The sequence below is a fragment of the Halorubrum shenae genome (genome assembly GCF_051194165.1).
In the GTDB taxonomy this organism is placed as follows: domain Archaea; phylum Halobacteriota; class Halobacteria; order Halobacteriales; family Haloferacaceae; genus Halorubrum.
The window spans coordinates 135216-159114 of the sequence record NZ_JBLZNI010000006.1 but is presented as its reverse complement, the minus strand read 5'-3'; the positions used below and the strand labels follow the sequence as shown (position 1 = coordinate 159114).

Sequence of the window (23899 nt, the reverse complement as noted above, 5' to 3'; positions counted from 1 at the left end):
AGCAGCGGAGCAGCGGTGTTAACAGAGTATTTGCGGCGCGGTTCCAGTAGCCGAGTCCTTTTCAGGCCGTCTCTATCTCCCGTTCGAGCTCCCGGAGCCGCTCGATCCGGCTCTCCGTCGGGGGGTGCGTCGAGGCGATCTTGCCGACGAATCCGGCCTTGATCGGGATGATGAAGAACGCGTTCATCTCCGCCTCCTCGCGGAGGTCCTCCTTAGGTACCCGGTCCATCCGCCCGTCGATCGTCATCAGCGCGGACGCGAGCGCGCCGGGCTTGCCCGTGATGAGCGCCGCGCCGCGGTCGGCAGAGTACTCGCGGTACCGCGAGAGCGCGCGGATGAGCAGGAACGAGACGATCCAGACGAGGATCGACACGACGATCGCGACGATGACCGGCGCGCCCTGTCGGTTGTTCCCGCCCAACAGCCACCCCCACCGGACGATGAAGAAGGCGATCGTCGAGAGGAACGAGGCGATGGTCATCACCATCACGTCGCGGTTCTTCACGTGCGCGAGCTCGTGGGCGAGCACGCCGTCGAGTTCGTCGTCGTCGAGCGACCGGAGCAGCCCGGTCGTCACCGCGACGGTCGCGTTCTTCTTGTTCCGGCCGGTCGCGAACGCGTTCGGCACCTGCGTGTCGGCGACCGCGACGGTCGGCTTCGGGAGGTCGGCCTGTTGGCTCAGTCGGTCCATCCGTCGGTGGAGGTCCGGATACTCCTCGGGGCTCACTTCGTGGGCGCCCATGCTCCGCAAGGCGAGCTTGTCGCTGAAGAAGTACTGCGCGATCGAGAACCCGCCGAGCATAATCATGGGGAACAGGAAGTTCTGGAAGTACAGAGTCAGAACTCCCACGAACACCACGTAGAGGGCGAAGAGGAGGAACATCGTGAACGCCATCCGTCCACGCAGTCCCCAGTCGGTCTTCCATTCCATACCCGTATTTTACCGCTCAGTCGGTTAAAGACTGCCGGAGACGGCGACGGCAGCGCTTTTCCCCCGCCCCGGATATCCGCACGCATGGAGACCGTTCTCGTCACCGGCGGCCGCGGCGCCTCCGGGCGCTGGGTCGTCGATCGACTCGCGGCCGATTACGAGGTCGTCGTCGTCGACTACGAGCATCCGGGCCTCGACGCCGAGCCCGCCCCGAACGTCTCGTTCCGCGCCGCCGACCTCGCGAAACGGGATGAGGCGCTCGACGTGGTCCACGCTGTCGACCCCGACGCGGTCGTCCACTGGGCCGCGATCCCCGTCGCCGGTACTCACCCCGACGGCCGGGTGTTCGAGACGAACGTCCGCGCCGCGAAGAACGTCCTCGACGCCGCCGGCCGAGCCGACGCCCGGATCGTGCAGGCCTCCAGCGACGGCGCTTACGGCTTCTTCTTCGCGGAGCCGACGCCGCTTCCGGACGAGCTCCCGATCACCGAGGAGCACCCGTTGCGACCCGAGGACCCCTACGGCCTCTCGAAGGTGACCGCGGAGGCGGCGGCCGGTGCGGTCGCCCGCCGTGAGGGCGTCCCAGCCGTGTCGATCCGACCGTCGTGGATCCAGTATCCCGGCGCGTACGCCTGTCGAAGCGACGACTACGTCGACGATCTCGACGCCGGCGCCGGCAACTTCTGGTCGTACGTCGACGCCCGCGACGTCGCCGACCTCGTCGCCGCCGCGCTCGCCGAGACCGCGGGATCGGACCCGGTCGTCGCGCCCGGGACTCACGAGGCCGTCAACTGCGTCGCCGCCGACAACGCGCTCGGTCGCCCCCTGCTCGACCTTCTGCGGGAGTCGTACGGCGCGATTCCGGACGAGTGTGCGGTCGACGAGGGCGACGACCGGGGGGCGTACGCGATCGAGAAGGCCGAGCGGCTGTTCGGGTGGCAACCGAGCCGGTCGTGGCGCGATGCGGCCGACGAGGACGTTTCTGAGCCGGTGCTGTTCAGGCGATAATTCACCGAGAGAGCTCTTTATAAGATATTTATAGATAAACGAGGCGGTGGCGCGCGCCTCCGAGCGCCCTGATAAGGGTGCGAGGAGCGCCGCGCGAGGGACGCGGCGACCGAAGGGAGCCGCGAGGTTGGGGAGGCGTGAGGCTGCGGTGCTGTGCGGTGCGAGGCGGGATTCAAAGGGGCAGCCGCGAGGACGAACTCCGCCGATGTAAGCACCGCAGGGAGCGAGTGGAACGAGCGACCGAGGAGCGCAGCGAGGCGCAGGAGTCCTCGCGGCTGGGGCTTTGGGGGTGTTTACCGACGACCTTTCAGTGGATAATTATAAACGAGCGGCTGGGGCTATGGAGATGTCTGCGGTCAATCTGTAGTAATCAATCGCTCGGCACCGTTGAGATCCTCAGCCAATGATAGTTCGGTGAGTCCGTGCTGAATGCACGGCGCGAATGTGGCACAAACCAAGGTCGGTCTGGGGAGGGGAGCGATCGGTCAGTACAGAGTAGGGGAGTTCCGAGAGGTGTTCGTGTACTTAGCTGGTAGCGGGCGCTCGGTAACGGTGATAGACTTGAGATATTACGGGCATTGTCCACATAAACGCCAATGTGAACTGAAGCATTGTCCCGAGATATTGATGAGGCACGATCAGCCAGACAACGACAGTTGCAACACAGACACAAACGAGTGTAATGATTACCGCCGTCACGTCGTTTACTTCCCGGAAATCAACGTCAGCCAGTCCTACCGCTGCCAAAACACCGAGAAACATCCCCAGACCGACTGCCGCTATTGTCGCCTCCGGTGAGACGATCTGGCGGGTTGACTCAATAAACAGTAGCCACGGGGTTCCAATAAGCGCAGTCAAAAACAAGCGGAGCGTCCTCGCTCGTCCGTCAGTCCCGAGCAACGGATGTGCTCCGGAAGAGGGCAAATTCATAAGATAAATTGAAACCGTACGATCATATCTGTTTCCCCTTTCTCACTAAACGCACTGTAACATTCGCAGGCACGTTCTACCGGTTGGTTCAGGATTATGATGGAGAAAATAACGCAGTTCCATTGCTGACTGCATCCTCTCTATCTCGTACGCCGATTCTGTCAGTTCTTAATCATTTCAACAGAGCCATATAACTGTGCTATTTTTGAGGTTGTTAGAAGCATTCTACGCCCACAAATCAGGTGTTTCAGTCCAAATCACGGCTATTACAACAGTATTGTTGGGCGGCAAACAAGTCCGAACACCGGTCTCGATGGAATAGCCAGCACCCATGGCAGCAAAGACTGTTCGCCTGACAGCATAAGCTGCCATCCGGGGTCAGTCTTGGTCCGAGAGGAAGGGGATAAATCCTGAATCTCTAATGTGAAATCTCCGCCCACTTTTGTAAGAATGCTTATGATAGTTGAAAGCGTCTAACACACATTAATGGCTTCAAAAAGATACAGTTCTGAGCGAGATATGTCGGCAATGGGAACTAGCCGTCGACAGATGCTTACTGCGAGTGGTCTCTTGGCCGTTGGTGCGCTCAGTGGCTGTCTCGGTAGAGTCGCAAGTGCGACGACAAATACAGGAGCATCCCCAGCAGCACCGTTTGCAGGTATTGGTGAGTACACCGGCCCCTCGCCGACGGGCGACCCGACCGTGTACAAACTTACTCCGACAGTGTCCGGTGATTCCGGACTGCTCTCCGGAGAGGTCGAACTCGAAGCGTGGGTGACTGCGCAAGCCCTCGCTGCGGCCAACTACAACAACACGCGCAGTAACAAGGCAGGTATTCAGGCTCCTGATGGAGACGCGGATTCGGATGGCGACGGATTAGGCGACCGTGATTACAATGACCCTCTTGGGGTTGCGTTAGACTTGGAGAATACGCTTCTCTCGCAGACGAAAGCAGCAGCCGACTCCATCAGCAAGCGCTCTGCACGCAAAGGGCCTCGCGGCCTCGCAGACATGGGCGACACCATCGAAGACATACAGGCCACGCTCGAACGCTGCTCCGACGACGTGTGCGTGACCGTGCGAAACCACGCAGACAGCCGAAAACAACTGACTCAGCAGGCAGCAGAGCACGTCGAGAACGGTGAGTGGGAAGCTGCTGCCGAAGACGTTCAAAAGATACGAGGAATCGTCGAAGGTGACATCGAACTGCTCGACTCTTCGTTGAACGACGCAAACACCTCGGGCGTGACCGGTGAAATCATCCTCGGGGAAGACAGAGATATGGTGATGCCGGGAGACAACGTAGGAGCCCTGTACGAGTACCTCGCTGACGAACCCATACTCAACGAGCTGTTTACCATTACGGTCCCCGACGCTCGCGTCCCGGGCCGGGACCTCGCTCTCGTTAACGAACTCACTCCGCGCCGCATCATCGAGTACGTGACCGGCCGAGCCGATACTGAAGGTAAGATATACGCGTGGGGAGAGCTCCGAGCCCGCACGGAAAACGGCGGAGGAAACACCAGCCCGATTTACGAGGGAGACGCGATTGGTGGTGAAAACGTCCTTAACAGGGCAATCATGGGTGACGACATCTCTCTCTCCAACTCGGACGTGTGCCTGTCAGCCCTTTCGGGACCCGTGGACACAGGTATCCATCTCGAAGTCACCGCCGTTGACGGCCGAATCAGGGTTCACGTGGTGAACGACCCACCACAGGCCACGGAGACGACGCCTGCCCTCGCAGTCAGTGCAGATGGGTCGTCAGTCGCCCCCGCTGACTTCGACAGTTGGGGTTCAGAAAATGGGGCGAGCTCGACCACGTCGACACTCGTGTGTCCGATTATGGTCTCCCCGCCGGACTGCCCGACGCCATTCCCCGCGCTGTTGTACGTTCGCCGTTGCAAGAACGCTGACCAGTATCTCTACACAGGTGGGTGGGTTATCGACGTGGGGCACTTCGAGAACTCAGCCACGCTCGTGGATGTGGGAGGACCGACGGAAGTCCTCGGTGTTGGCGCTGGTGACTTGGATGGAGATGGGTACGGAGACGTGGTTGCTCGAAGCCTGTCTGACGACCGAGAGCGACAAGGAGCAAGACTGTTTGATGGGTCGATCTCGGATGCAGTTGCCCAAGGGGTCCTTTCAGAAGCAGAAGGAGACGACCTCATGCTGCGAAAGCGCCCGGGGCGCACCGAGACGGAAGCCCTGACAACCGATGATGTGTCGGTAGTGCTTACGCACCAAGGACGACTCGTCCACTTCACCGAGACAAACGCGTCTGACGATGTGAAATTCAAAGCAGGGGCCGAGCTCTCGAAGAGCGTCAACTAAGCGCCGACTATTCTTGATTTTACTTTTTTGTGTCGTTCGTGGTTAGATAACTCGTGAGATAATTATCTAGATAACTACGTGGATACTCATTATTGGACGACTCGGCCTTGTTGAAACCCTCAATCGATGATAGTTTTCAGCAGTCTTGCTGAATAGAGGGCGCGCATCTCGCACAGAATTATTTCCCGATCCAGTCAGATCGGATCGGTTAGTACAGATAGATCGTTTATTGATTCGGTGTGAGTGGGAAAGCGAGTTCGTTCAGCTAGCGCATCTGTGAAGATGCTCGGTCTGCAGCTTTCTAAGGCGATGATGGGTATTTCGCAATGATGAGCCACGGAATGCGGGCAGATTGTATCAGGATTTATTACCTCAGTCCTATCATCCTATATACTGATGGGCGATCCAACCGCAGAGTTAGAACAGTATCTTTTTGAGACTGTCCTTGACTTGAGCCGAGTCGATTTCATCTCCCTGTTTGGCGATATCTGTACATTCCATGGTTGGTACACAGAAATGGGAATTGGAGATACAGATGTCATCGGTGATCTCCTTGCTATACAGGAGTTCCCAATTCACCAATCAGTTTCTGTCTATTGCTATGATGATGAGCTCACTCAATCACAGTTGAAACAAGATTTCGAGTTGTTCGGAAACGCGGAATCGACTGCAATGGTCGCCTTGATTCAGCGTCCCGCGTCGGGTGAGGCGGTGGTATTTGCAGAGGAACATAATGTGACTATTGTTGATCCAACGGACATCACCACACAACTGCTCCAATTGGCAACACCAGAACTGCTGTCTGATTATGTTGATCCGGAGGAACTCGAGACGAAGTTCGATGACTATCAATCAGATATTGAAAAAACAGCTAAGGAAAGTGTGATAGGGTCCGATTTGGACTTCACCCCATCAGCAAAAACGGAAGATGGAGTTACTGCAGGTATTCTGGGCGTTGCCTACGATGTGGATGTGACAACGATACTGGGCCCATATGTAGACAACAAAAACGTGTCTGGAACGGTCGTTCTCTGGGAGGTAGTCAACGACATGGATGTATCGATAGACGGGGACTGGGAAACGAATTACGTATTAGACAATGGAATGGAGACCGACGTTCTCAACTTGGCACTAAGTGATACGTGGGCAGACGACCAGTGGAAAGTCGCTGGGAGTCGGGCCGATGATGTTCCAGAAACACACCCTGCAACGAGAACACGATGGATAGATGTCGTGAATATACCGGAGGGCAAAGAATTGGATACTGCCATCATTCATTCTGGATATTCAGATAGGAGTATTCTCATTCGACTCTCAATAACTGAAGCTCAAATTATCTCCGCGGAAGCGCTTCCGTTTTGATAGTTGGAGTTCAGTGCTGTTGAGTCTCATCAGTTGCTTCAACTTCTGAACTTTTATGTCGATTAGTATGCAAGCGAATTCTATCGGTTGGTTCAGGATTCAGATGGGAAAAATAACGCAATTCCCGTGCTGAACTCACCCTCTACATTCAGCAACCAGTACCTATCAGTCTCCGAGGATCTCGACAGAGCCAATCGCTTACTAACGAGCGGCTGAAATCTCAAAACTGTTCAACACACCATCAGGAACTGTTTATAAACGATCGACAGACTGAATCAATTCTTAAATCGACAGGATCGCGTTCACCAGCGTCCGCGTCGCGATCGCCGTCGCCGCGCCGAGCCACGTCAGCAACACGAAGTGGATATAGCCGTTCGCGGGGTTGCCGCCGTCGATCCGCCGGATCATCTGCGAGGAAAGGGCGGCGTTGAAAAGGACCACCGTGAGCAGCAGGTATTCGATGAGCGGGATGTCGTACGCCCCGGGGTAGATGATCTTCCCGACGTCCATCTGTTCGAGCTGGAAGTCGGCCGTCAGCTCCGCGAGGATGGCGACAATTTCCAGTCCGATGAAGAAGGCGAACGTCGCCGCCGCCGTGATCCCGTACAGCAGGCCGACGAAGGTCATCGCCGCCTGTCGGCGTTGTTCGCGGAGTTGGTTCACCGCGTTCATGTTCTTCGAGATCAGTTCGCCGAGCATCTTCGGATCCCCGCCCATCTGCCGGCCGACGAGGTACATCTCGGAGAACTTCTGGATGAGGTACGACCGCGTGTCGTAAGTGAACTGCTCCCACGCACCTTCCGTGCTGATACGCATGTTGAGCCGGCGGTAGAGCCGCTCGATCGACGGCGAGAGGTCGCCGAAGTTCTTGTCGCGCAGCGTGGTCAACACGTCTGTCGTCGTCGACTGCTTCGCGCTCTCGGTCGCGCCCAGCGCGCGGATGAAGGAGGGGAACTCGCCGTCGCGGGCCGTGATCGCCTGCTCTTCGGTGCGGAGGACGACGCCGGTGATAATGAGGGGCGAGACCGGCACCGCGATGTACAGCGGGAGCTGTACGTCGTCGATGAACCAGAGCAGGCCGGGAAGCCCCGGTCCGTACCCGTACATCCCGGCGGCCGTGATCCCGATGATGAGGAACGAGAGCCCGCCGCCGATCCCGAGCGACGCCCACAGTTTCAGGTCGCCGGGCGCGCGCTCGTCGGGATGGAACCAGATCGGGTCGTACGGCGAGGTCGCTCGGATCATCGCGTAGAAGCCGAACTGGACGAAGACGAACAGCACGATGACCGCCGCCACCGTCGCGGTCGGGTCGTTACCGGTCAAGATCGGGAGGACGACCGCGAACACGAGGGCGAACGTCATCGAGAGGATCATCGACATGTACAGGTCCTTCATCACCTCCAGATTCGCCAGCGCGGACTCGTACACCGTCTCGTACTTCGCGAGCATGACGTCCTGCTCTGAGACGAGGAACTCCTCTAACGACTGGCCCGCCCCCATCGTGTAGCCGAGGCGGTCGAAGAAGTCAGCCATCGCGTCCGAAGGGACCTCTTCCGCCCGCCGCCGACACGCGTCGTCGAGGCTCTGGTTCCAGGTGTCGACGAGGTGGACGACGCGGGCGATCTCCTCCGCTGCGACGCCGTACTCCTCCTCTTTGGCCAGCGTCCGAAACACCTCCATGCGGTCGATGTTGGTCGTCGACAACACGGTCATGTGGGTCATCACGAGATGCAGCTGGTTGTCGATCTTGCTCTCCAGACTGGAGAGGTAGATCTTCGGATAGATCACCGCCGCCACCAACACGAGCCCGCCGAACATCGGGATGGGAACCCGCGCGGCGAACGGCAGCGGGAGAACGAACAGGCCGACGACGCTCACGGCGAATACGAGCAGCGCCGGAAGCAACACGAACCCGACGTACTTCCGCTTCGAGATGTCGAGCTTGTCGTACGACTCCATGATCGCCGAGGTCAGCTCGGCTGCGGTCGCGAGCCCGTTGCCGACCTCTTTCACCGCCATGACTATCGGACGTTCTGGTGCATATCGAAGGGAAGCCCTTCGACGCCGTCACGCTGGAACGAGTTGATCGCGTCGTTCACCTCGTGATAGCCCAGGATACCCTCCTGAATCATCCGCTCGATAAGCTCCGCGCGGAAGTTGAGGTCGTCGTAGATGTCGCGGGTGTCAGCGTATCCCAGCAGCGTCGCGATCTGCTCTTCGAGGACGTAGGAGTTGTTCATCCCTTGGAAGACGATCTCGTCTTCGACGGGGTCCCAGCTGAACACCTCGCGGGTGACGACCCCCTCCATCTCCTTGGAGTATCCCTCGATCTCTTGGACGCTCGTCACCCGACGGAGCACGTCGTCGCCCTGCTTCACCCGGTTCTGGAACAGCGCCACGTCGGCGTTGTCCATGAACGTCTCCGGGACGTTGATCGGCTCGGAGGTGAACCGCTGGATCATCGAGACGATGTCGGACGCGTGGAACGTTAGCATGACCGGGTGCCCGGTCTGGGCCGCCTGGAACGCCATGCGCCCCTCGGCGCCACGCACCTCGCCCACGATGATGTAGTCGGGACGCGACCGCAGCGCGGCGGCGACGAGGTCGAACATGTCCACGTCCGAGGAGCCTTCGCCACCGCCCTCGCGGGTCAACAGCTGCTGCCAGGTGCTGTGGGGCGGGATGACCTCGGCGGTGTCCTCCGCGGTGTATATCTTCGAGTCGTCGGGGATGTACGATAAGATCGCGTTCAGCGTCGTCGTCTTCCCTGACGCGGTCTCCCCGACGACGAACACCGTCTGCTCGTTTTCGAGACAGAGCCAGAGGTACGCCGCCAGCTCCGGCGAGAGCGTCCCCCAGTTGGTGATCTGGTTGATCGATAGCGGCACCTCTTCGCCCTGTCGGATCGTGAGCGAGGAGCCCTTCAGCGAGACGTCGTCGGAGTAGATGATGTTGATACGCGACCCGTCCGGCAGCGTGGAGTCGACGATGGGGTCGGAGTCGGAGAGCGGGTCGCCGATCCGCTCGCCCATGTTGCGCAGCCAGTTGTCGAACTCCTTCGGCGTGCCGAAGTCGACGGTCGTCTCCAGCATGCCGTAGGTACCGTGGTCGACGTGACACTCGTGCGGACCGATGACGTGAATGTCCTCGTTGGCCGGGTCACGCATGACCGGTTCGAGCGGTCCGAGCCCGACGATGTCCCGGTTGAGCCGGTAGCGGATGTTCTCGTAGGTCTCTTCGGTAACCGAGAGCTTCCCGAAGTTCCGGAACTTCGATATCCCGCGGCGCCAGCCGGTAGCGCCGTCGTCGATGTGAGTTACCTCCTCTAACAGCTCCTCGATGAGGTCGTCGTACTCCGCCTCTGAGTCGGGGGCATTGTGCTGGCCGCTCGCCGAGAGCAGTCGGTTTCTCACCTGATTGAGAATCTCGCCCTCCGGACCCGACACCTCCGGCTCGAGGGCGTAGTACTTCGTGTCCTGCCCGAGGTCGCCGTAGATGTGACTGTAGATCGGCCCGCCAACGGGGTAGATGACGTTCGGGCGGTTCGACTCGTACTCGGATTTCGGCTCCTCGATGTACTGCGGGAACTCTCCGGTAATTTGTTTGAACTCCCGCAGGTGCTCACGGAGGTGCGGCCGACGCATGGCTGCCTTCCGGAGCTCGTCCGACGGTTTTGCTGTGCCGTGTTCGGTCATGTTTTACTCCGCGTCTCCTGTCGGATCGGTCGCGTCCCGACGGACGGGACGGCTGTGCGTCGACTCGTTCATGTGTTCACGCAACGCTGCGGCTCTCGATGACGATTCCGGTTCCCGAGCGAACGGAAAAGCCGATGGTGTCACCGACCTGTTCGCCCATCCCCGCGAAGCGCTTCACGTTGATCTGCCGGCGGATGTCGTTGCCCACTTCGATCATCTCCAACTGAATGAACACGTCGGCGATCGAGCGGAACGGGCCGATCGCCTCGTCGTCGACGGCCGAGGGGTCGACGGTGAGCACCACCACCTTCCCTTGAGAAATGATCTCACGGAAGAAGGAGATGATCTCGAGGGCCGCCTGTCGCTCCTCGTTTTTCCGGACCAACGCCTCGAAGGTCGGGTCGTTCCGAAAGATGGCGTCGAACGTATCGAGGAAGATGACGTCGGAGTTCCACATCGCCTCCGCGTTCATCAGCCGCTTGAGCAGCTCCTTGCGCTCGCCGTCGTCATCGGAGAACGCCCCGCCGGAGTCGAAATCGGCGTGGAGAAAGAGCAGCTCCTCCTGCAGGAGCGGCTTCACCACGTCGTACTCCAGCGAGTGCATCTGGTCGATGAACCCGCGTACGGTGAGCTCCGTTGACATCATTGTCACCGACGCGCCCTCCTCGACGAGCCCGTAGGCGAATCGCTGGGAGATGGCGCTTTTGCCGGCGCCGTAGTCGCCCTCCATGAGGACGATGCTGCCGCGGGGGATCCCCCCGCCGAGCTCTTTGTTCAGCCGATCACGTTCGCCGAGCCCGAGCGAGAGGAGGTTACTGTGCGGCATCCTCAGTTGCCTCCCTCCACGCGGAACTGGAACAGCTCCTCGTCGCCGTTGACGGTAATAAACACCCGGTGGTCGCCGTCATCGAGACCGCTGTTCGTTCCGTCGAGGTCGCTCGCGTTGATCGTGAGCCGCAACACGTCGCCGCGGCTCCAGACCGCGCCGCCGTCGGCGGAGACGACCTCGCCGTTGATCGCGCTCGGTCGAACGTATCGGCCGTCGAAGACGACGTCGAGCCCCGATCCGTCGGGTGCGAGCCGGTAGGTCCCGGTGTTCTTTATTAAGAGGGTCACGTTCTGCTGGTCGCTGGCGTTGTACACCCCCGCGCTCGCGTCGGAGATGATCGTCACGTCGGTGCGGAGCTTCTCGGTCGCGTCCAGCCCGGCGTCGTCGACCGCCGCGCTCACGCGATCGACTCCTGTGGTGATCGTCCCAACCACACCGGCCGCGATCACGAGGCTCGCGATGAACAGGATGAGGTGGGAGATGGGGACGCTAGCCATCTACGCGTTCACCTCCGCGGTGTCACGGACGCCGGATTCGACGACGAGGACGACGCGAGTGCCGTTCCCGATCACCGTCTCCGTGTCGCCCTGTGCGACCGTCACGGTCAGCGTCTCGCCGCCGAGCCACAGCTCGGTGTCGGCGTTGCCGTCGACGGTCGTGGTCGCGTTCGGCCCGCCCACGTCGACGTACTCGTTGCCGACGACCAGCGTTGCGTCACCGGCGACGAGGCCGACGGAGCCGTCGTTGGTGGCGTTGACGGTGAGATTGTTGGTCCCGCCATCGTACGTCGCGTTCGTCACGGAAAACGCCGTGTTCTGCCGTTCGAGCGCGCGCTCGTTTATGCCCTGTTGTGCGTCGCTGACGCGGTCGAACCCGTTCGCCGCGACGGGGTAGAACGTCGTGAACGCGAAGAACAACCCCGCGACGATGATGGCCGTCGACGCAGAGACGCTAACGCCCATCGCCCCACCCTCCGTCGGCCGGGTCGGCGCGGTCGGAACGCGGGTTCGGGTCGTTCATCGGTCGCGGGGAGCCGCCGTTTCGCTCGCGGCCCTCGGACCCGTGGGGGTCGGCGTGGCCGTCCCGCCGCTCACCGTGTCGCTCCGCCTGGCTGTCCCGTCGCTCCGCGTCGCCACCGCGACCGTTCTCGCTCGGGCGCGCGTCGCGGCGATCGTCGGACTGCTCGGGCGCGCGCCGGTCGCGACTGCCCTCGTGCCGCCCGTATCCTCCGCGCCCGCCGCGGCTCGACCCGGCCCGTGGCGGTCCGCCACCGACCAGCGAGCCGCTGGCGAGGTCGTCCCATCGGTCGAGCAACAGGAGGTGACCGCTCGTCCCGTTGAGCTGGGTCACGTACCGGAGGCTGCGGGTGTGATGTTCGCGGACCAGTCGGTCGGTCCCCGGTCGGTCGACGAGGTTGCGGTCGATCGTTCCGAACCCGGAGAGGAAGTCCCGGAGCCGCGCGGCCGCCTCGGGGCCGACCCACTCGATGCGCTCGTAGTAGTTGATCGCGCGCACCGCGTCGGTGACGTCGCTCTCGGAGACGAGGAACTCCAACCACTCCATTACGAGCAGATCCCCGACGTAGTCGCCGGGCAGCTCCGTGAGGTACGGCTTGCCGCGGGTCCCCGAGAGGTCGTCCTTACGGACGTACTCGAAGCCGCCAGCGTTCGCCTCGGCGGGATCGCCGCCGGGCCGCTGGCCGCGTGAGCGCTCCGGTTCCGGCTCGGGCTCTGGTTTCGCCTGGGGTTCCGGTTCCGGCTCGGGCTCTGGTTTCGCTTCGGGTTCCGGCTCCGGTTCGTGACCGTTCGTCGCCCGGCCGTCGTCGACGGGGTCCTCGTCGAACGAGTCCATTCCCTCGTCGAACGATTCGACGGCGTCGTCCGCGGGCCCGTCGTCGAACGGATCTGGCTCGTCGCCGATCTCTTCCTCGAACGGGTCCTCTCCGTCGTCGAATGAATCGCCCGCGTCGTCGAACGGGTCATCGTCCGCGGTCGTGTCCGCGTCCGTTTCGGCGCCGTCCTCGTCGGCCCAGTCGGCCTCCCCGGCGTCGTACTCCTCTTTCAGCTCGCTGAAGCTCTTTCCATCGTCGTTCATATCGTCTCCGTCGTCCGCCACCGCGGTTTCGGACGCGGCGTCGGCGGGGTCGCCGTCGTCCGTGTGCTCGTCTCCCGGTTCCTCGTCCAACTCGGCGAATTCGTCGTCGTCGTCATCTTCGAAGTCATCGTCGAGCAGGTCGTCATCGAAGAACCCGTCGGCGTCCGCGTTCGCGATGTCGTCGTCGAGGTCGTCGTCGCCCGCATTCTCTTCTTCGTCATCGTCGAAGAGACCGAATGACCCTTCTCCGCCGCCGTCAACCCCGCCGAAGCCGCTTGAGTCGTCGACGAACGGGTTGATGCCACGGGTCACCATCTCGTAGATGTCGAGTAAGTTCCGCACGTCTTCCTCGATGTCGTCGACGGCGGCCGAGATCTCCTCGTTCTCCGAGCGGACGGTCGAGACCGTCGACGAGAGCGAAGAGACCTCGTTCTCCAACTCGTCGAGTCGGTTCTCAAGCTCGTCGGTGTTCGACCCGCCGCCGCCACCGTCGTCGAAGTCGTCATCCCACTCGTCCATCCCGTCGAAATCGTCGAAATCGTCACCGCCGCCCATTCCGCCGCCGCCCATTCCGCCGCCACCCCCCATCTCTCCACCGCCGAAGGGGTCGTCTCCGCCGCCCATGCCCCCGGAATCATCGTCGTCGGAGCCGCCATTGTCGAGGAACCTGTCGAGGACGCTCGCACCGACGAGCCCCAGCGTGGCGACTATCCATGCGGCCGTTGGAACATCCCACACCGGTAATTCGAGGCCCATTACCATATATCACCCTCAGAACACACTTCAATTCACCCCTCAAAATATCAGCCGTGAGAAGGCCCGTGACCGGTTACTTCTGTGACGCCGCGCGGCCCTCTCTACTGTTCGGCACTACAGTATCCGTTCGAACCCGTCGGCCGCTCGAACGACCATCCTGCCGTCGGCCCTGAACCTGATGGTCCGACCGACCCCGTCGCCGACGGCGCGCTCGACCACCGGAATCCCAGCCGCGTCGAGGCACTGGTCAGCACGCGCGACGTTCCGCGGCCCGACTGCGTCCGTGAGATTGAGCATCTCTGCGCCCCCGGCGACGCGCGCTTCGAGCCGGTCGGGGGACGCGCCCGCGGCCTCCATCTCTGTGATCAGCGTCTTAATACCGGTGTCGACGTACTTGCCAGGGCGCTCCATGCCGGTGTCGGTCCCGTTACCGTTCGGTAACATCGCGTGTAACAGTCCCCTAGCGCCCGTCGATCGGTCGACGAGCGCCACGGCGACGCACGAGCCCAGCCCACTCGTCGTCAGCGTCTCCCCGCTGTCAGTGACTGACAGATCACTGACACCGACCTTTATCCGGCCGGCATCGGCGGTCTGAGAGAGCGGTTCGTCGCGAGAGGACCGTGGATGGCTCACGACTCAGAGAGCCTGTCGAGTGCCCGGGCCAGTTCGCGCTCGTCCGGGAGCGCGTACACGTCGCACCGCGTCTGTACCCCTTCAGTCTGGATCGCGGCGTCGATCACGAACCCGTAGTCCTGCCGCTGGCTCAGCTTGGCGACCAGCGAGCTGATCGTCGCCGAGCCGATATCGTGGACGAACTCCGGGGGCGAGTGGGTGATCGACGTACCGAGCACGTTCGCCCAGCCGTCGATGAATCCGCTCGTCATCACGTTGCCGAGCTCGCAAAGCGCGTTCTCGGCCATGTCGCCGAGCGGTTCGTCCGGCTCCATCGGGAGCATCGAGGCCGCGATCTTCGCTGCGGACTCTTCCTCGAAGAGGATCGCGAGGTAGCCGCTCGGCTCTCCCTGCAGTTCGAAGACGGTCCCCGCATGCGGCTCGATGCCGACTTCCGCGGGCACGTCGGCGAGCGGGACGAATCGCAGTCGGCTCACGTCGACGCTCGTCTCGAGGCCGGTCATCATCGCGATGTTGTCGGCGGCGTTCGCGGAGCCCTGCTTCGCCAGGGACGCGAACGTCGACAGCGACTCGTAGGGAACCGCGGTGGTGCCGGCGCCGTCGTTTCCCGGCCTGCCGTCTGCGCCCGGCGCCGCGGCCGGCGCGGTCTTGCCCACGATGAGGTCGCGGAACTGCCCGGAGTCGGGAAGCATGTAGATAGAGAAGTCGAGATCCGTCGCCGTCGCGTCCAGTCGGCTCTCGAAGAGGAACACGCCGTCACCGGCGAGCGCGCCGTCGGGGAGGACGGCGGCGCCGTCGGCCTCGAAGTACCGGGGCGGCGTCATATCGATCGCCTTCCCGAGGTAGTTCGCCCACCCGTCGAGGAACCCACCGAGCGCGATATTCCCGACTTCGGTCACCGCGCTGCGTCCCATCGATGCCCCGCCCGGGAGCAGCGAGAGGAGCGCGTCGATGTTGGCCGCGTCGAACGCGAGGACCGCCTCGCCCTCCAGCCCGCCGCGGAGCCCGATGCTCACGCCGATCGACTCGCGACCGGCGAACGCCTCCGCGAGGTCTTCGCCGCTAGCGACGCTAGCGCCCGTGACTTCCACGGAGAGATCCGTCCCCGTCAGGTCCGTGAGCGCGCCGGCGGCCTGTGTGGCCCCCCGCTCTGCCAACCGGTTGCAGGCGCCGAGCGCCCGAACGTCGACGCGCATTATACAGCCGATCCGATGGCGTCGAGCACGTTTGGCTTCTGGAACGGCTTCGTGATGTACCCCTCTGCGCCGGCCTTGATGGCCGCCTTCATCTTCTCTTCCTGTCCGACGCTGGTACACATGATCACCGTCGCCTCCGGGTTCTCCTCGATGATCTCCGTCGTCGCCTCGATACCGTCCCGAATCGGCATCACGATGTCCATCATTACGAGATCGGGTCCGTGTTCCTCGTACATGTTGACCGCTTCCACGCCGTTTTCGGCCTCGCCGACGATCTCAAACTCCCCGTCAAGGATCTCACGGAGCAGATTCCGCATGAACTCCGAATCGTCTGCGATAAGCACGCGCGTTGCCATGATTACCTGAAAAAGGGGTCAGCGTTCACTTAACGACTCCCCCGTGGTTCTCAACGCTGAGAACCAATGTGGCGAGGCCGACCGGCCGGGGCACGACCGCGCTCAGACCCAGTGACCGAGGATATACGTCGCGCCCACGAGGAGGGTCCCGCCGAACGTCTCTCGCGTCCCGATGCCGAAGGGGAGGAACGTCGCCGGCGCGTCGCCGGGCGCCTCGTCGCCGCCACCGCTCTCTGAAGGCCTTCCGTCTCCACCGGCGTCGTCCGAGTCGCCCTCGCCGGCCTCCGTCTCGCCGTCAGCGCCGTCACTTCCCGCTGCTCCGTCGCTTTCCGCTCCGCCGTCGACCGCCGCCGAGCCGTCGGCGGCGGCGTCGGCATCGTCGACGCGCGTCACTGCCGGGTCAGCCTTCACGGTCAGCGTTCCGTTCACGCTGTGGCCGTCGATCGTGAGCACGTACGGATACTCGCCCGGCTCCAACTCGGCGTTGACCTCGCCGAACGTCTCGTTTTTCGAAGCGCTCGGTCCGACCGTCACGTGGCGCTCCGCGATAATCGTCCGACCGTCGACGTCGAGCGACAGCTGCTCTCGGGTCTCCAACTGCCCGACGTTCTGTATCCTTGCCGAGAGATCCGACAGCGACTCGCCCCGAATCACCGTGTGATTCGTCGTCGTCCCGTCGGCCAGCCGCAGCTGGGCGGGGTTTTCGGCGTCGTCGACGACCAGAACGGTTCGGCTGTCCTGCAGCGACTGCCCCCGGTACAGCCGGTAGCTCGCCTTCGTTCCGGGCGTCACGTTGCTGAGTCCGCTGTCGACGGAGAAGTTCCCGTCTTCGATCACCAGATCCGGTTCGGTCCGTGACGGTCCCTCGTCGCCGTCCCTGACGATCGTCGCCGTCAGGTCCGTCACGGGGAGGATCGAGGTCGTTCCGGTGATGGTCTCGTTGCCGGCCTCGACGAGGAGGTCGCCGTCGTCGGTGACGTGGTCGTACCGGAGGTAGCGTTCGCGGACGCTGAACGACGCCTCGGCGCTCACCCGCCCGTCCGCGCTCTCGTGGTACGGGTACTGTTGTGAGATTCGGTCGCTCGTGGCCGACGCCGCATTGAACGCCGCCGGAGGCTCTGGGCCGTCAGCGAACGCGTACCGCTCGCCCTCGGTCCCCTCCAGCGCGAACTCGACCGAGAACTCGTCGCCCGGTTCGATGTCGTCGGTGAAGGGACCGCCGTCGCTCGTGTCTATTGCGAGGTAGAACCGACTCGGTGCCTTGTCGCTGTCCCCGCGTTCGAGCGTCTGCCCCTCCGTGACGTACAGCGTGACGTCGTCCGAGTCCGCGTTCGCGAGGTCGAACGCCGCCGGGCGCTCGTTTCGCCCGGGATTCGTCTCCCGGATCCGCAGCGAGACGCCCTCCTCAGCGTCGAGCAGGTCGGCGAGGACCGTGTGATTGAGCTGGGTCCCGGGTTCGATCGACTGCTGGCCGGCGAAGTGCGACAGAGCGCCCCAGATACCGGTCGATTCGAAGCCGAGGACGACGCGGTCCCCCTTCGTCACCGCCGTGCGGTCGAGCCCGTTCTCCCTGAGCGCGTTGAGCGACTCGGTCCCGCCCTCACCGCCGGTGACGACTTCGCTGTCGGCGGTCGTGAACACCTCGACGCTGTCGTTGAACGTCGGCTTTCGCAACACGAGATCGGACTCCGCGCCCACCTTGACCGGGTCTATCGCGCCGGAGTCCCTGACGATGAACGTCCCGTTCGTGACTGCGAGCCGGTAGCGGTGCGGGACGAGGGGACGAGCGAGGCCGCCCGCACCGGTCGAGCCAGCCTTGGTGAGATTTGCGAGGCTATCCGCGACCACCTCGCCCGCCTCGTTTCTGAACTCAAGATCGCAGTTCACCTCGGAAGCGCTGCAGCTGGCAACGTTGCTCTCGTTCGTCCCGAGGAGACGCGTGTTGATCGTCGTGGACCCGCCGGACGCCTTGACGACGTCGACGAACCCGACCGTTCCGCCCGAATCGGTGAGGCGGTTGCCGCCGATCAGCAGGTACGCCTGGTCGCCACCGGACCCGCCGATGACGTGTCTGATCTCCACCGGATCTCCCGCCGTCCCGGTGTACACCGACCGGCTAAACGATCCCTTGATCTCTCGGTGTGTATCGCCGCTTGCTCCCGCTTTCTCGTCGGTCGCGATCGCTGGAGCGACGCGCTCACCGCCGGACGGCTCGGCGTCTCCTCCCGCGAGTGTCGCCCCGGCGGGGCCCACCACGGCACTACCGACGAACGAGAGGAGCACCGCCGTCGCGACCAGCACGACGCAGAGATCGGCGAGCCGGGTGCCGAACGCGGTTTTCGTCGCGTCCCCCTCGCTACGCCCGCTGTGCCCCGGCTGCGGAGTTGCGTCTCCGCTGGCGTCCCCGCTGTGGAGAGCGGCGGTCGTCGCCCGATCGCGGTCGGCAGCCGCCGTCCGGTCGGACGGATCCGCGTCGTTCGGTGAAGAGCTGGAGGTCATCGTGTGTCGATTTCGTTGTGACGAGGCCGACCCGCCCGCACGGCCCGTCGGTAGTTAGTACACGGTCCGGATCTCAGCGACTAAAGCGTACCCTCCCGATTATCGTGTCGGATAAGCACGCGTCTCGTCACAGCGCAGAACCGAACCGAATCGACAGATGGAAGCGGGGTCTGGCCGTCGGCAAAGCTCCGAAGAGTTAAGTCCGCTCGTGGTGCCTTTTCGATGAAGATGAAGACCTGTCCCCGGTGCGACTCGTCGATCGACGACGAGGCTCGTTACTGCGTCGAGTGCGGCGCCCCGCAGACGGAGGACGCCGCCGAGGAACTCGACGAGTACGTGCAGCGACAGGCCCAGCAGGTGGCCGCCGAGTCCGGCGGCGGGGGCGGCGGAAACGACGGAGGCGGCGATGACGGCTCCCGGTTCCTTCCGACTGAGGAGCTCACCGACCGCGAGCAGCTCTGGCGCCGCGGCTGCTACGTCCTCGGGTACGGCACGATCGTCGTCGCGCTCACCCTCGTCCCGCAGATCGGTTCCTTCCCCCTGATACTCGGCGGGATCGCCATCCTGCCGCCGATCCGCCGGCTGACCGCACAGCCGCTCGGAAGTCCGTTGAAACGCGAGGTGATGGCCGGGCTGTACGCGGTGCTGGCGCTGCTCGGTATCGCGCTGCTCGTTCTTTTATAAGCGCTCTCTCGGCTCTGCTGAACCTCTCACAGGAGAGACACGTTGACCGTGTACAGCCAGTGCAGACACGAGCGATGATTGATGTCGGGAGTGAGTGTTGCAGAGCGACGGCGACGAGTCCTTATAAATGAACCGCGGTGGCGCGTGCCTCTGAGCGCCCATCGGGCGCGAAGAGCACGCGCGAGGGACGCGGCGACCGGAGGAAGCCGCAAGGCTGGGGAGGGGTGAGGTGCTGTGCGGTTGCGGGCGGGTGGGACTCAAAGGGGCAGCTGCGCTCGGCGAACCCCAGCGACGCAAGGACCACAGGGAGCGTAGCGACCGAGGACCGCAGCGAGCTGTGGGAGTCGAGCGCAGCTGGGGCTTTGGAGGCCTTCACCATCGCGCTACCGTCAATCACGTATAAACAGCCGCGAGCAACACGCCAATCCGACTGATAAACGATCGATCCACGGCAGCAGTTCACGCACGTCTGCTACTCAATCCGGAAGCCGCCGGCGTCTTCTGCCGCACGCACGAGGTCGCCGATGCTGTCGCTCGCGGTGAGTCCGTGGCTCGCGGCGAAGCGCTTGATCGCCACCGGCGGGACGTCCACGGTCGTCTCACTCGCGACGAGCAGGAGCCCGAGCGCTTCCGGCGTCGGCGAGCTCGGGCCCGCGTTGGACGCGAACCACGTCACGAGCGAGTCGAACGTCGCCGTCACGTCGTTCGAGACCATCCGCTGACGGGTGGTGTCGCCGTCGACGTGCAGCGTCGCATCGATCCCGTACGTGAAGCCGTCGTTGTCGAACGAGCTCGCCAGCCACCGGCTCACCGCCTGCCGGTCGACCTCGGGGGCGCTGCGGGCGTTCTGTGGGTGGTTCGTGGGGGCGCCCTGCGGCTGGCCGGCGTTCCCGCCCCGCGTCTGACCGCCTGCACCGCGCGGCGCGTTGGCGGCGGCGCCGGCACCTCCCTGCCCGCCGCCTGCACCCCCCGGCCCGCCGCCCGGATTCGACGGTTGCCGTTCCGCCGGGTTCGCCGGGTTCGCGGACGTGAAGCCCGTCTCGTCGGCCGGAGCCTGTTCCGGCTGCGCCCGGCGGACGTTGGGCCGGCCGTTCGTCCCGACGACGTACCGGCTCTCCCCGATCTCGACGACGCTCTCGTCGTCGGTGAAGTCGAGTTCCTCGGGGTCGGCCGGCGGGGCGTCTGGGTCGGCCGCCGGTGCGTCGTGGTCACTCATGGCGTAGTCGTTGTGGCGCGAGAAAATAGGTGTTCCGGGCGGAACGGTCCGCCGGGAGCCTAACAGGGGGCTATTCGACGCTCGTTAGAGCTTGACCGCTTCGCCGTCTGTGGTGAAGAGGTCGGGTGCACGGAGATCGACCTGCGTCGTTGCCGAGGACGGCGAGACGACGTCGAGCGACGACCTGTCGCTTTGACCGAAGATCTCGTCGTTGTAGTCGATTCCATCTCCAGCAGCTTTGTTAACCTCAGTGTCCACATCTGTCACACTGCCGAACGGACTCGCGGCAGGGTTCACGATGATCGTGAACTGTGAATCGCTGTTGAGGACGGCGCTGCCGTCACCGACGACTACACCGTCGCTCGCTACCACGAACTCTCCTTCACTGATGTTGTACGCGTTCAGGTCCTCGATATTGGTGCCAACAAGATCCGTTCCGTTGGCATTCGTGTCGTTGAACACGAGGTTCGCCTGCCCGTTTGGCCCGACGGCCTGTATCGTCGTCTCGCTCAGGTCGATCTGATCAGAACCGGGCGCCCCAGTGACGCTGAGTCGGATCGAGTCCAGCTGGCCAGCAGAAGCATTCCCGACTGTCCCGACCTCACTGGTCACTTCGATGCGCTCGGAGACGAGATCTGTACTCTCTTGGCCGGTCGCTTCTGCCTGCGACTGTAGGAAGCCAGCCGTGTTGATCAGAACGCCGGCGGCGATCGCTGCCACCAGCACCATCGCGATGAACACGATGAGGGTACCGATCCCAACCTGACCGCGGTCTTTGTCGTTATTGATGAATTCGAACATTGTTACAGCCTCACTGTCTTGTCAACAATGGTACTCGGAACGCGGATCTCCGCGGTGGTCGTCGCGCCCGAAGGCGTGGTGAATGTCACTGAGAGAGTGTCTCCCTCCTTAAGAGAGTATCCGAGTGCGGTCGTAGATTCAGACGCGACTGTCCTATTGAGATTGATGTAGACCTCGGCACGGTCGCTGTTGTCTGTCAACACGACATTCCCATCATTGTCGGTGAAGATGTCGACGGTCGCATTCCCGTCGGAGAGTAAGAACGTCTCCTGTCCGTCAGCTCCAATGAGCTCAACTGAGACTTCATTAAGATCGATATTGCTCGCGCCGGGGGCCTTCGCGATAACGAAATCAAGCCCCGTGATCTCTTCCTTAGCGGCACTATCATTGAACGTGCCGGACTGACTCACCACCTGCAGCCGGTCACTGACCTGCGCTGTACTCTCTTCGCCCGTTGCTTCTGCCTGCGTCTGAAGGAAGCCGGCCGTGTTGATCAGGACGCCGGCGGCGATCGCCGCCACCAGCACCATCGCGATGAACACGATGAGGGTCCCGATCCCCACTTGACCGCGCTCTTCCTCATCCAGTATTGTTTCGAACATTGTGTGTTGCGTTGGCCCCCGGCCTGCCCGGCGGGCGTTATCGGTGTGGATGGCGATCACCCTATTAAAGACTCTGTGCCGATTATTCGACCTGATAAAACGCTGCAGTACTGCGGTTTTTGGATTAGTTTTTACACAGTAGTTTATGAAAACATTAACTATACCGGGGTTTGATTATCATTTTTGAATCCTCGATTCCTTCGCCTGATCGTCAGAATACGTCGCGATCGGGACGCGAATCCGCGTCGCTATCGAGTGAGACTCTTGAGATGCGTCGCTTCGGTCTCGTCGATGCCGTTCCCCGCACGGTTCCGACACCCTCTCAGCGGTCCTGTATCCGCGCCAGCTCCGAATCGGGAATTACGAACTCCTGTGTGCCGGGCTCGTACACCGCGAGGCTTCCGGCGACCAGCGCCATCGACGTCGCCAACAGGCCGGTGTTGGCGAGCAGCAGCGCCTGCGGGTTCGCGAACGAGGTCTGGAAGGCAGCGACGGGCGTGCCCACGGCGGCGAGGACGACAAGGCCGAACCCGACCGCGAGGTACGCCATCGCCGTCCGGCCTGACGACCGGTACGCGGAGACCGCGAACGCGAGCAGAATCGCGCTCGCGCCCGCCAGCACGGTGGTCGTCACGAGATACAGCCCTTCGATAAGCTCCATACACTTTCTGACCGGAGTCGACGTATAAACCTACGGTGGTGACTATCACCGGCGATAACATTCGCGATTCACCGAACGCGAGCGAAAAGCCGTCAGGACGGCCGACACGCCACGGGACCGGCACCTCGGCCTGCACCGATCACCGGTATCCTTTTAACTCCCAAAAATCAACAACGATAACGTGAATGGTGGGGGACAATCTGATCACGGTGCTCGGCAACAAGTATAACACGGACATCCTGACGGCGACCGGCGACGCGATGTCCGCGCAGGACCTCAGCGACGAGCTCGATGTCCCAATCGCCACGTGTTACCGCCGGATTAAGGAGCTGGAAGACGCCGACCTCCTCGAGCTTCACGACCGCCCGCTCTCGGACGAGCATCGCCGCGTGAAAGTGTACCGACGGAAAGTCGACGGCGTCGAGGTCGACTTCCGCGACGGGCTCACCGTGGAAGTCGAGGAGCGCTCTGCCGTGAAGAACCGCCTTGACGACGTGTGGCGCGACCTCTCGTCGGGACAGTAACAGTCCGGGCTCGGGTCAGAACGAGGGTTCCTCGGACCGCCCCATCATCGAGAACCCGCCAGCCCGCTCGTGGACGGTGATACCGCCCTGGCCGATCTCCATCGGGAAAATATCGGTGTCGATGTCCTGTTTCCGCATCTTCGCCACCCAGACGTAGCGGTTGACGCCGGAGTCGGTCGGTGTCTGGATGAAGTAGATGTTCCCGTCGGTGAGGAAGTTCTCTAACCCGACCTCGGTGTCGGGAAACACCGCGCCCTGTTCGTTGATGAGCAGCGAAGTCAGCCCGTTGGCCTTGAGGATGTCCGAGAATTTCAGCAGGTACGTCCGCTTCTCTTTTTCGGCGTCGAAGAAGAGCTGGAACATCGACAGCGAGTCGAGGACCAGTCGGTCGAACTCCCCGTCCTCGATCGTGTCGAGGAGCTTGTCGACCGCCGTCGAGAAGTCGGTCTCTCGGAGCATCTCGCGTTTGTCCAAGATCACGATGTCGCCGCTGTCGACGGAGTCGCTGAACCCTTCCAGACCGATGGACTCCGCCGCGCCGCGGATGTCCGCCTCGTCCTCCTCGAAGGAGACGTACACCCCGCGTTCGTCGTGTTCGGTGACGCCGTGATGGAGGTACTGGATCCCGAAGATACTCTTCCCGGTACCGGGGTTCCCGGAGACGAGGACCGTCGATCGCTCCGTGATTCCGCCGGTGAGGATCGAGTCGAGGCCCTCGACCCCGGTGGAGACGAGTTCTGACATTCGTTCCACCCTTTGCAGCGCGAGTATATAAATGACGATCCGAC

Annotated in this window: 21 protein-coding genes; 5 read left to right on the top strand and 16 right to left on the bottom strand. The window is 62.6% G+C overall.

Features of this window, described 5'->3' with window-relative positions; all coding sequences use genetic code 11:
* Positions 1 to 61: 61 nt before the first annotated feature.
* The gene (htpX, locus tag ACNS88_RS09530; RefSeq protein ID WP_435096418.1) at positions 62 to 931 is read right to left on the bottom strand and encodes a zinc metalloprotease HtpX; all 870 of its coding nucleotides are present in this window, start codon (positions 929 to 931) and stop codon (positions 62 to 64) included.
* A gap of 84 nt (positions 932 to 1015) precedes the next feature.
* Here htpX and ACNS88_RS09525 point away from each other — a divergent pair, with 84 nt between their 5' ends.
* From ACNS88_RS09525 to ACNS88_RS09515, 3 genes are all read left to right on the top strand, one after another.
* On the top strand, positions 1016 to 1939 hold the full coding sequence (locus tag ACNS88_RS09525; protein WP_435096415.1) for an NAD-dependent epimerase/dehydratase family protein: 924 nt from the start codon (positions 1016 to 1018) through the stop codon (positions 1937 to 1939).
* Between the two features lie 1458 nt (positions 1940 to 3397).
* Entirely contained in the window at positions 3398 to 5203 is a 1806-nt protein-coding gene (locus ACNS88_RS09520; protein WP_435096412.1) for a hypothetical protein, read from the top strand.
* A gap of 396 nt (positions 5204 to 5599) precedes the next feature.
* Complete coding sequence (locus ACNS88_RS09515) at positions 5600 to 6565, top strand: hypothetical protein (protein WP_435096409.1); 966 nt, start codon at positions 5600 to 5602, stop codon at positions 6563 to 6565.
* A 282-nt stretch (positions 6566 to 6847) separates the two neighbouring features.
* Here the strand turns inward: ACNS88_RS09515 and arlJ are convergent, their stop codons facing one another.
* The 10 genes from arlJ to ACNS88_RS09465 all read right to left on the bottom strand — a co-directional run bounded on the left by arlJ (position 6848) and on the right by ACNS88_RS09465 (position 18623).
* Positions 6848 to 8584, bottom strand: a complete 1737-nt coding sequence (gene arlJ, locus ACNS88_RS09510; protein ID WP_435096406.1) for an archaellar assembly protein ArlJ/FlaJ — start codon at positions 8582 to 8584, stop codon at positions 6848 to 6850.
* A gap of 2 nt (positions 8585 to 8586) precedes the next feature.
* On the bottom strand, positions 8587 to 10260 hold the full coding sequence (flaI, locus tag ACNS88_RS09505; protein WP_435096403.1) for an archaellum flagellar ATPase motor FlaI: 1674 nt from the start codon (positions 10258 to 10260) through the stop codon (positions 8587 to 8589).
* A 76-nt stretch (positions 10261 to 10336) separates the two neighbouring features.
* Positions 10337 to 11086 carry an archaellum protein ArlH gene (gene arlH / locus ACNS88_RS09500; RefSeq protein WP_435096400.1) on the bottom strand — a complete coding sequence of 250 codons (750 nt, stop codon included), beginning with the start codon at positions 11084 to 11086 and terminating at the stop codon, positions 10337 to 10339.
* 2 nt (positions 11087 to 11088) lie between these two features.
* The gene (gene arlG / locus ACNS88_RS09495) at positions 11089 to 11586 is read right to left on the bottom strand and encodes an archaellum stator protein ArlG (RefSeq protein WP_435096397.1); all 498 of its coding nucleotides are present in this window, start codon (positions 11584 to 11586) and stop codon (positions 11089 to 11091) included.
* Complete coding sequence (gene arlF, locus ACNS88_RS09490) at positions 11587 to 12051, bottom strand: archaellum stator protein ArlF (protein ID WP_435096394.1); 465 nt, start codon at positions 12049 to 12051, stop codon at positions 11587 to 11589.
* Positions 12041 to 13939 (bottom strand): FlaD/FlaE family flagellar protein, encoded by a 1899-nt coding sequence (locus tag ACNS88_RS09485; RefSeq protein WP_435096391.1) that lies wholly within the window; start codon positions 13937 to 13939, stop codon positions 12041 to 12043. Before ACNS88_RS09485 ends, arlF begins: the two co-directional genes overlap by 11 nt.
* 114 nt (positions 13940 to 14053) lie before the next feature.
* Positions 14054 to 14572 (bottom strand): chemotaxis protein CheD, encoded by a 519-nt coding sequence (locus ACNS88_RS09480; RefSeq protein ID WP_435096388.1) that lies wholly within the window; start codon positions 14570 to 14572, stop codon positions 14054 to 14056.
* A complete protein-coding gene (locus ACNS88_RS09475) occupies positions 14569 to 15768 on the bottom strand; it encodes a chemotaxis protein CheC (RefSeq protein ID WP_435096385.1) in 1200 nt (399 codons plus the stop codon). The genes ACNS88_RS09480 and ACNS88_RS09475 overlap by 4 nt, the downstream gene beginning before the upstream one ends.
* Complete coding sequence (gene cheY, locus ACNS88_RS09470) at positions 15768 to 16124, bottom strand: chemotaxis protein CheY (RefSeq protein WP_435096382.1); 357 nt, start codon at positions 16122 to 16124, stop codon at positions 15768 to 15770. The genes ACNS88_RS09475 and cheY overlap by 1 nt, the downstream gene beginning before the upstream one ends.
* Positions 16125 to 16226: 102 nt before the next feature.
* Positions 16227 to 18623, bottom strand: a complete 2397-nt coding sequence (locus tag ACNS88_RS09465; protein WP_435096379.1) for a BGTF surface domain-containing protein — start codon at positions 18621 to 18623, stop codon at positions 16227 to 16229.
* Positions 18624 to 18851: 228 nt separating this feature from the next.
* Between ACNS88_RS09465 and ACNS88_RS09460 the strand changes: the two genes are divergently transcribed.
* Positions 18852 to 19307 carry a zinc-ribbon domain-containing protein gene (locus ACNS88_RS09460; RefSeq protein ID WP_435096376.1) on the top strand — a complete coding sequence of 152 codons (456 nt, stop codon included), beginning with the start codon at positions 18852 to 18854 and terminating at the stop codon, positions 19305 to 19307.
* A 472-nt stretch (positions 19308 to 19779) separates the two neighbouring features.
* Here ACNS88_RS09460 and ACNS88_RS09455 read toward each other — a convergent pair whose 3' ends face one another.
* From ACNS88_RS09455 to ACNS88_RS09440, 4 genes are all read right to left on the bottom strand, one after another.
* Entirely contained in the window at positions 19780 to 20523 is a 744-nt protein-coding gene (locus ACNS88_RS09455; protein ID WP_435096373.1) for a DUF7500 family protein, read from the bottom strand.
* 84 nt (positions 20524 to 20607) lie between these two features.
* Positions 20608 to 21324: a flagellin gene (locus ACNS88_RS09450; RefSeq protein ID WP_435096354.1), complete on the bottom strand. Its 717-nt coding sequence runs from the start codon at positions 21322 to 21324 to the stop codon at positions 20608 to 20610.
* A 2-nt stretch (positions 21325 to 21326) separates the two neighbouring features.
* Positions 21327 to 21926: a flagellin gene (locus ACNS88_RS09445; RefSeq protein WP_435096352.1), complete on the bottom strand. Its 600-nt coding sequence runs from the start codon at positions 21924 to 21926 to the stop codon at positions 21327 to 21329.
* Between the two features lie 322 nt (positions 21927 to 22248).
* Positions 22249 to 22587: a hypothetical protein gene (locus ACNS88_RS09440; RefSeq protein ID WP_435096350.1), complete on the bottom strand. Its 339-nt coding sequence runs from the start codon at positions 22585 to 22587 to the stop codon at positions 22249 to 22251.
* Between the two features lie 185 nt (positions 22588 to 22772).
* On the opposite strand from ACNS88_RS09440, the gene ACNS88_RS09435 reads away from it, so the two are divergent.
* Positions 22773 to 23111 carry an ArsR/SmtB family transcription factor gene (locus tag ACNS88_RS09435; RefSeq protein ID WP_435096348.1) on the top strand — a complete coding sequence of 113 codons (339 nt, stop codon included), beginning with the start codon at positions 22773 to 22775 and terminating at the stop codon, positions 23109 to 23111.
* Between the two features lie 15 nt (positions 23112 to 23126).
* Here ACNS88_RS09435 and ACNS88_RS09430 read toward each other — a convergent pair whose 3' ends face one another.
* Positions 23127 to 23855 carry an RAD55 family ATPase gene (locus ACNS88_RS09430; RefSeq protein ID WP_435096346.1) on the bottom strand — a complete coding sequence of 243 codons (729 nt, stop codon included), beginning with the start codon at positions 23853 to 23855 and terminating at the stop codon, positions 23127 to 23129.
* Positions 23856 to 23899: the final 44 nt, after the last annotated feature.

Bases quoted from the DNA above. Each gene is read 5' to 3' on its own strand.
- htpX (WP_435096418.1), bottom strand. From the start codon at position 931: ATGGAATGGAAGACCGACTGGGGACTGCGTGGACGGATGGCGTTCACG.
- ACNS88_RS09525 (WP_435096415.1), top strand. From the start codon at position 1,016: ATGGAGACCGTTCTCGTCACCGGCGGCCGCGGCGCCTCCGGGCGCTGG.
- ACNS88_RS09520 (WP_435096412.1), top strand. From the start codon at position 3,398: ATGGGAACTAGCCGTCGACAGATGCTTACTGCGAGTGGTCTCTTGGCC.
- ACNS88_RS09515 (WP_435096409.1), top strand. From the start codon at position 5,600: ATGGGCGATCCAACCGCAGAGTTAGAACAGTATCTTTTTGAGACTGTC.
- arlJ (WP_435096406.1), bottom strand. From the start codon at position 8,584: ATGGCGGTGAAAGAGGTCGGCAACGGGCTCGCGACCGCAGCCGAGCTG.
- flaI (WP_435096403.1), bottom strand. From the start codon at position 10,260: ATGACCGAACACGGCACAGCAAAACCGTCGGACGAGCTCCGGAAGGCA.
- arlH (WP_435096400.1), bottom strand. From the start codon at position 11,086: ATGCCGCACAGTAACCTCCTCTCGCTCGGGCTCGGCGAACGTGATCGG.
- arlG (WP_435096397.1), bottom strand. From the start codon at position 11,586: ATGGCTAGCGTCCCCATCTCCCACCTCATCCTGTTCATCGCGAGCCTC.
- arlF (WP_435096394.1), bottom strand. From the start codon at position 12,051: ATGGGCGTTAGCGTCTCTGCGTCGACGGCCATCATCGTCGCGGGGTTG.
- ACNS88_RS09485 (WP_435096391.1), bottom strand. From the start codon at position 13,939: ATGGGCCTCGAATTACCGGTGTGGGATGTTCCAACGGCCGCATGGATA.
- ACNS88_RS09475 (WP_435096385.1), bottom strand. From the start codon at position 15,768: ATGCGCGTCGACGTTCGGGCGCTCGGCGCCTGCAACCGGTTGGCAGAG.
- cheY (WP_435096382.1), bottom strand. From the start codon at position 16,124: ATGGCAACGCGCGTGCTTATCGCAGACGATTCGGAGTTCATGCGGAAT.
- ACNS88_RS09465 (WP_435096379.1), bottom strand. From the start codon at position 18,623: ATGACCTCCAGCTCTTCACCGAACGACGCGGATCCGTCCGACCGGACG.
- ACNS88_RS09460 (WP_435096376.1), top strand. From the start codon at position 18,852: ATGAAGACCTGTCCCCGGTGCGACTCGTCGATCGACGACGAGGCTCGT.
- ACNS88_RS09455 (WP_435096373.1), bottom strand. From the start codon at position 20,523: ATGAGTGACCACGACGCACCGGCGGCCGACCCAGACGCCCCGCCGGCC.
- ACNS88_RS09450 (WP_435096354.1), bottom strand. From the start codon at position 21,324: ATGTTCGAATTCATCAATAACGACAAAGACCGCGGTCAGGTTGGGATC.
- ACNS88_RS09445 (WP_435096352.1), bottom strand. From the start codon at position 21,926: ATGTTCGAAACAATACTGGATGAGGAAGAGCGCGGTCAAGTGGGGATC.
- ACNS88_RS09440 (WP_435096350.1), bottom strand. From the start codon at position 22,587: ATGGAGCTTATCGAAGGGCTGTATCTCGTGACGACCACCGTGCTGGCG.
- ACNS88_RS09435 (WP_435096348.1), top strand. From the start codon at position 22,773: ATGGTGGGGGACAATCTGATCACGGTGCTCGGCAACAAGTATAACACG.
- ACNS88_RS09430 (WP_435096346.1), bottom strand. From the start codon at position 23,855: ATGTCAGAACTCGTCTCCACCGGGGTCGAGGGCCTCGACTCGATCCTC.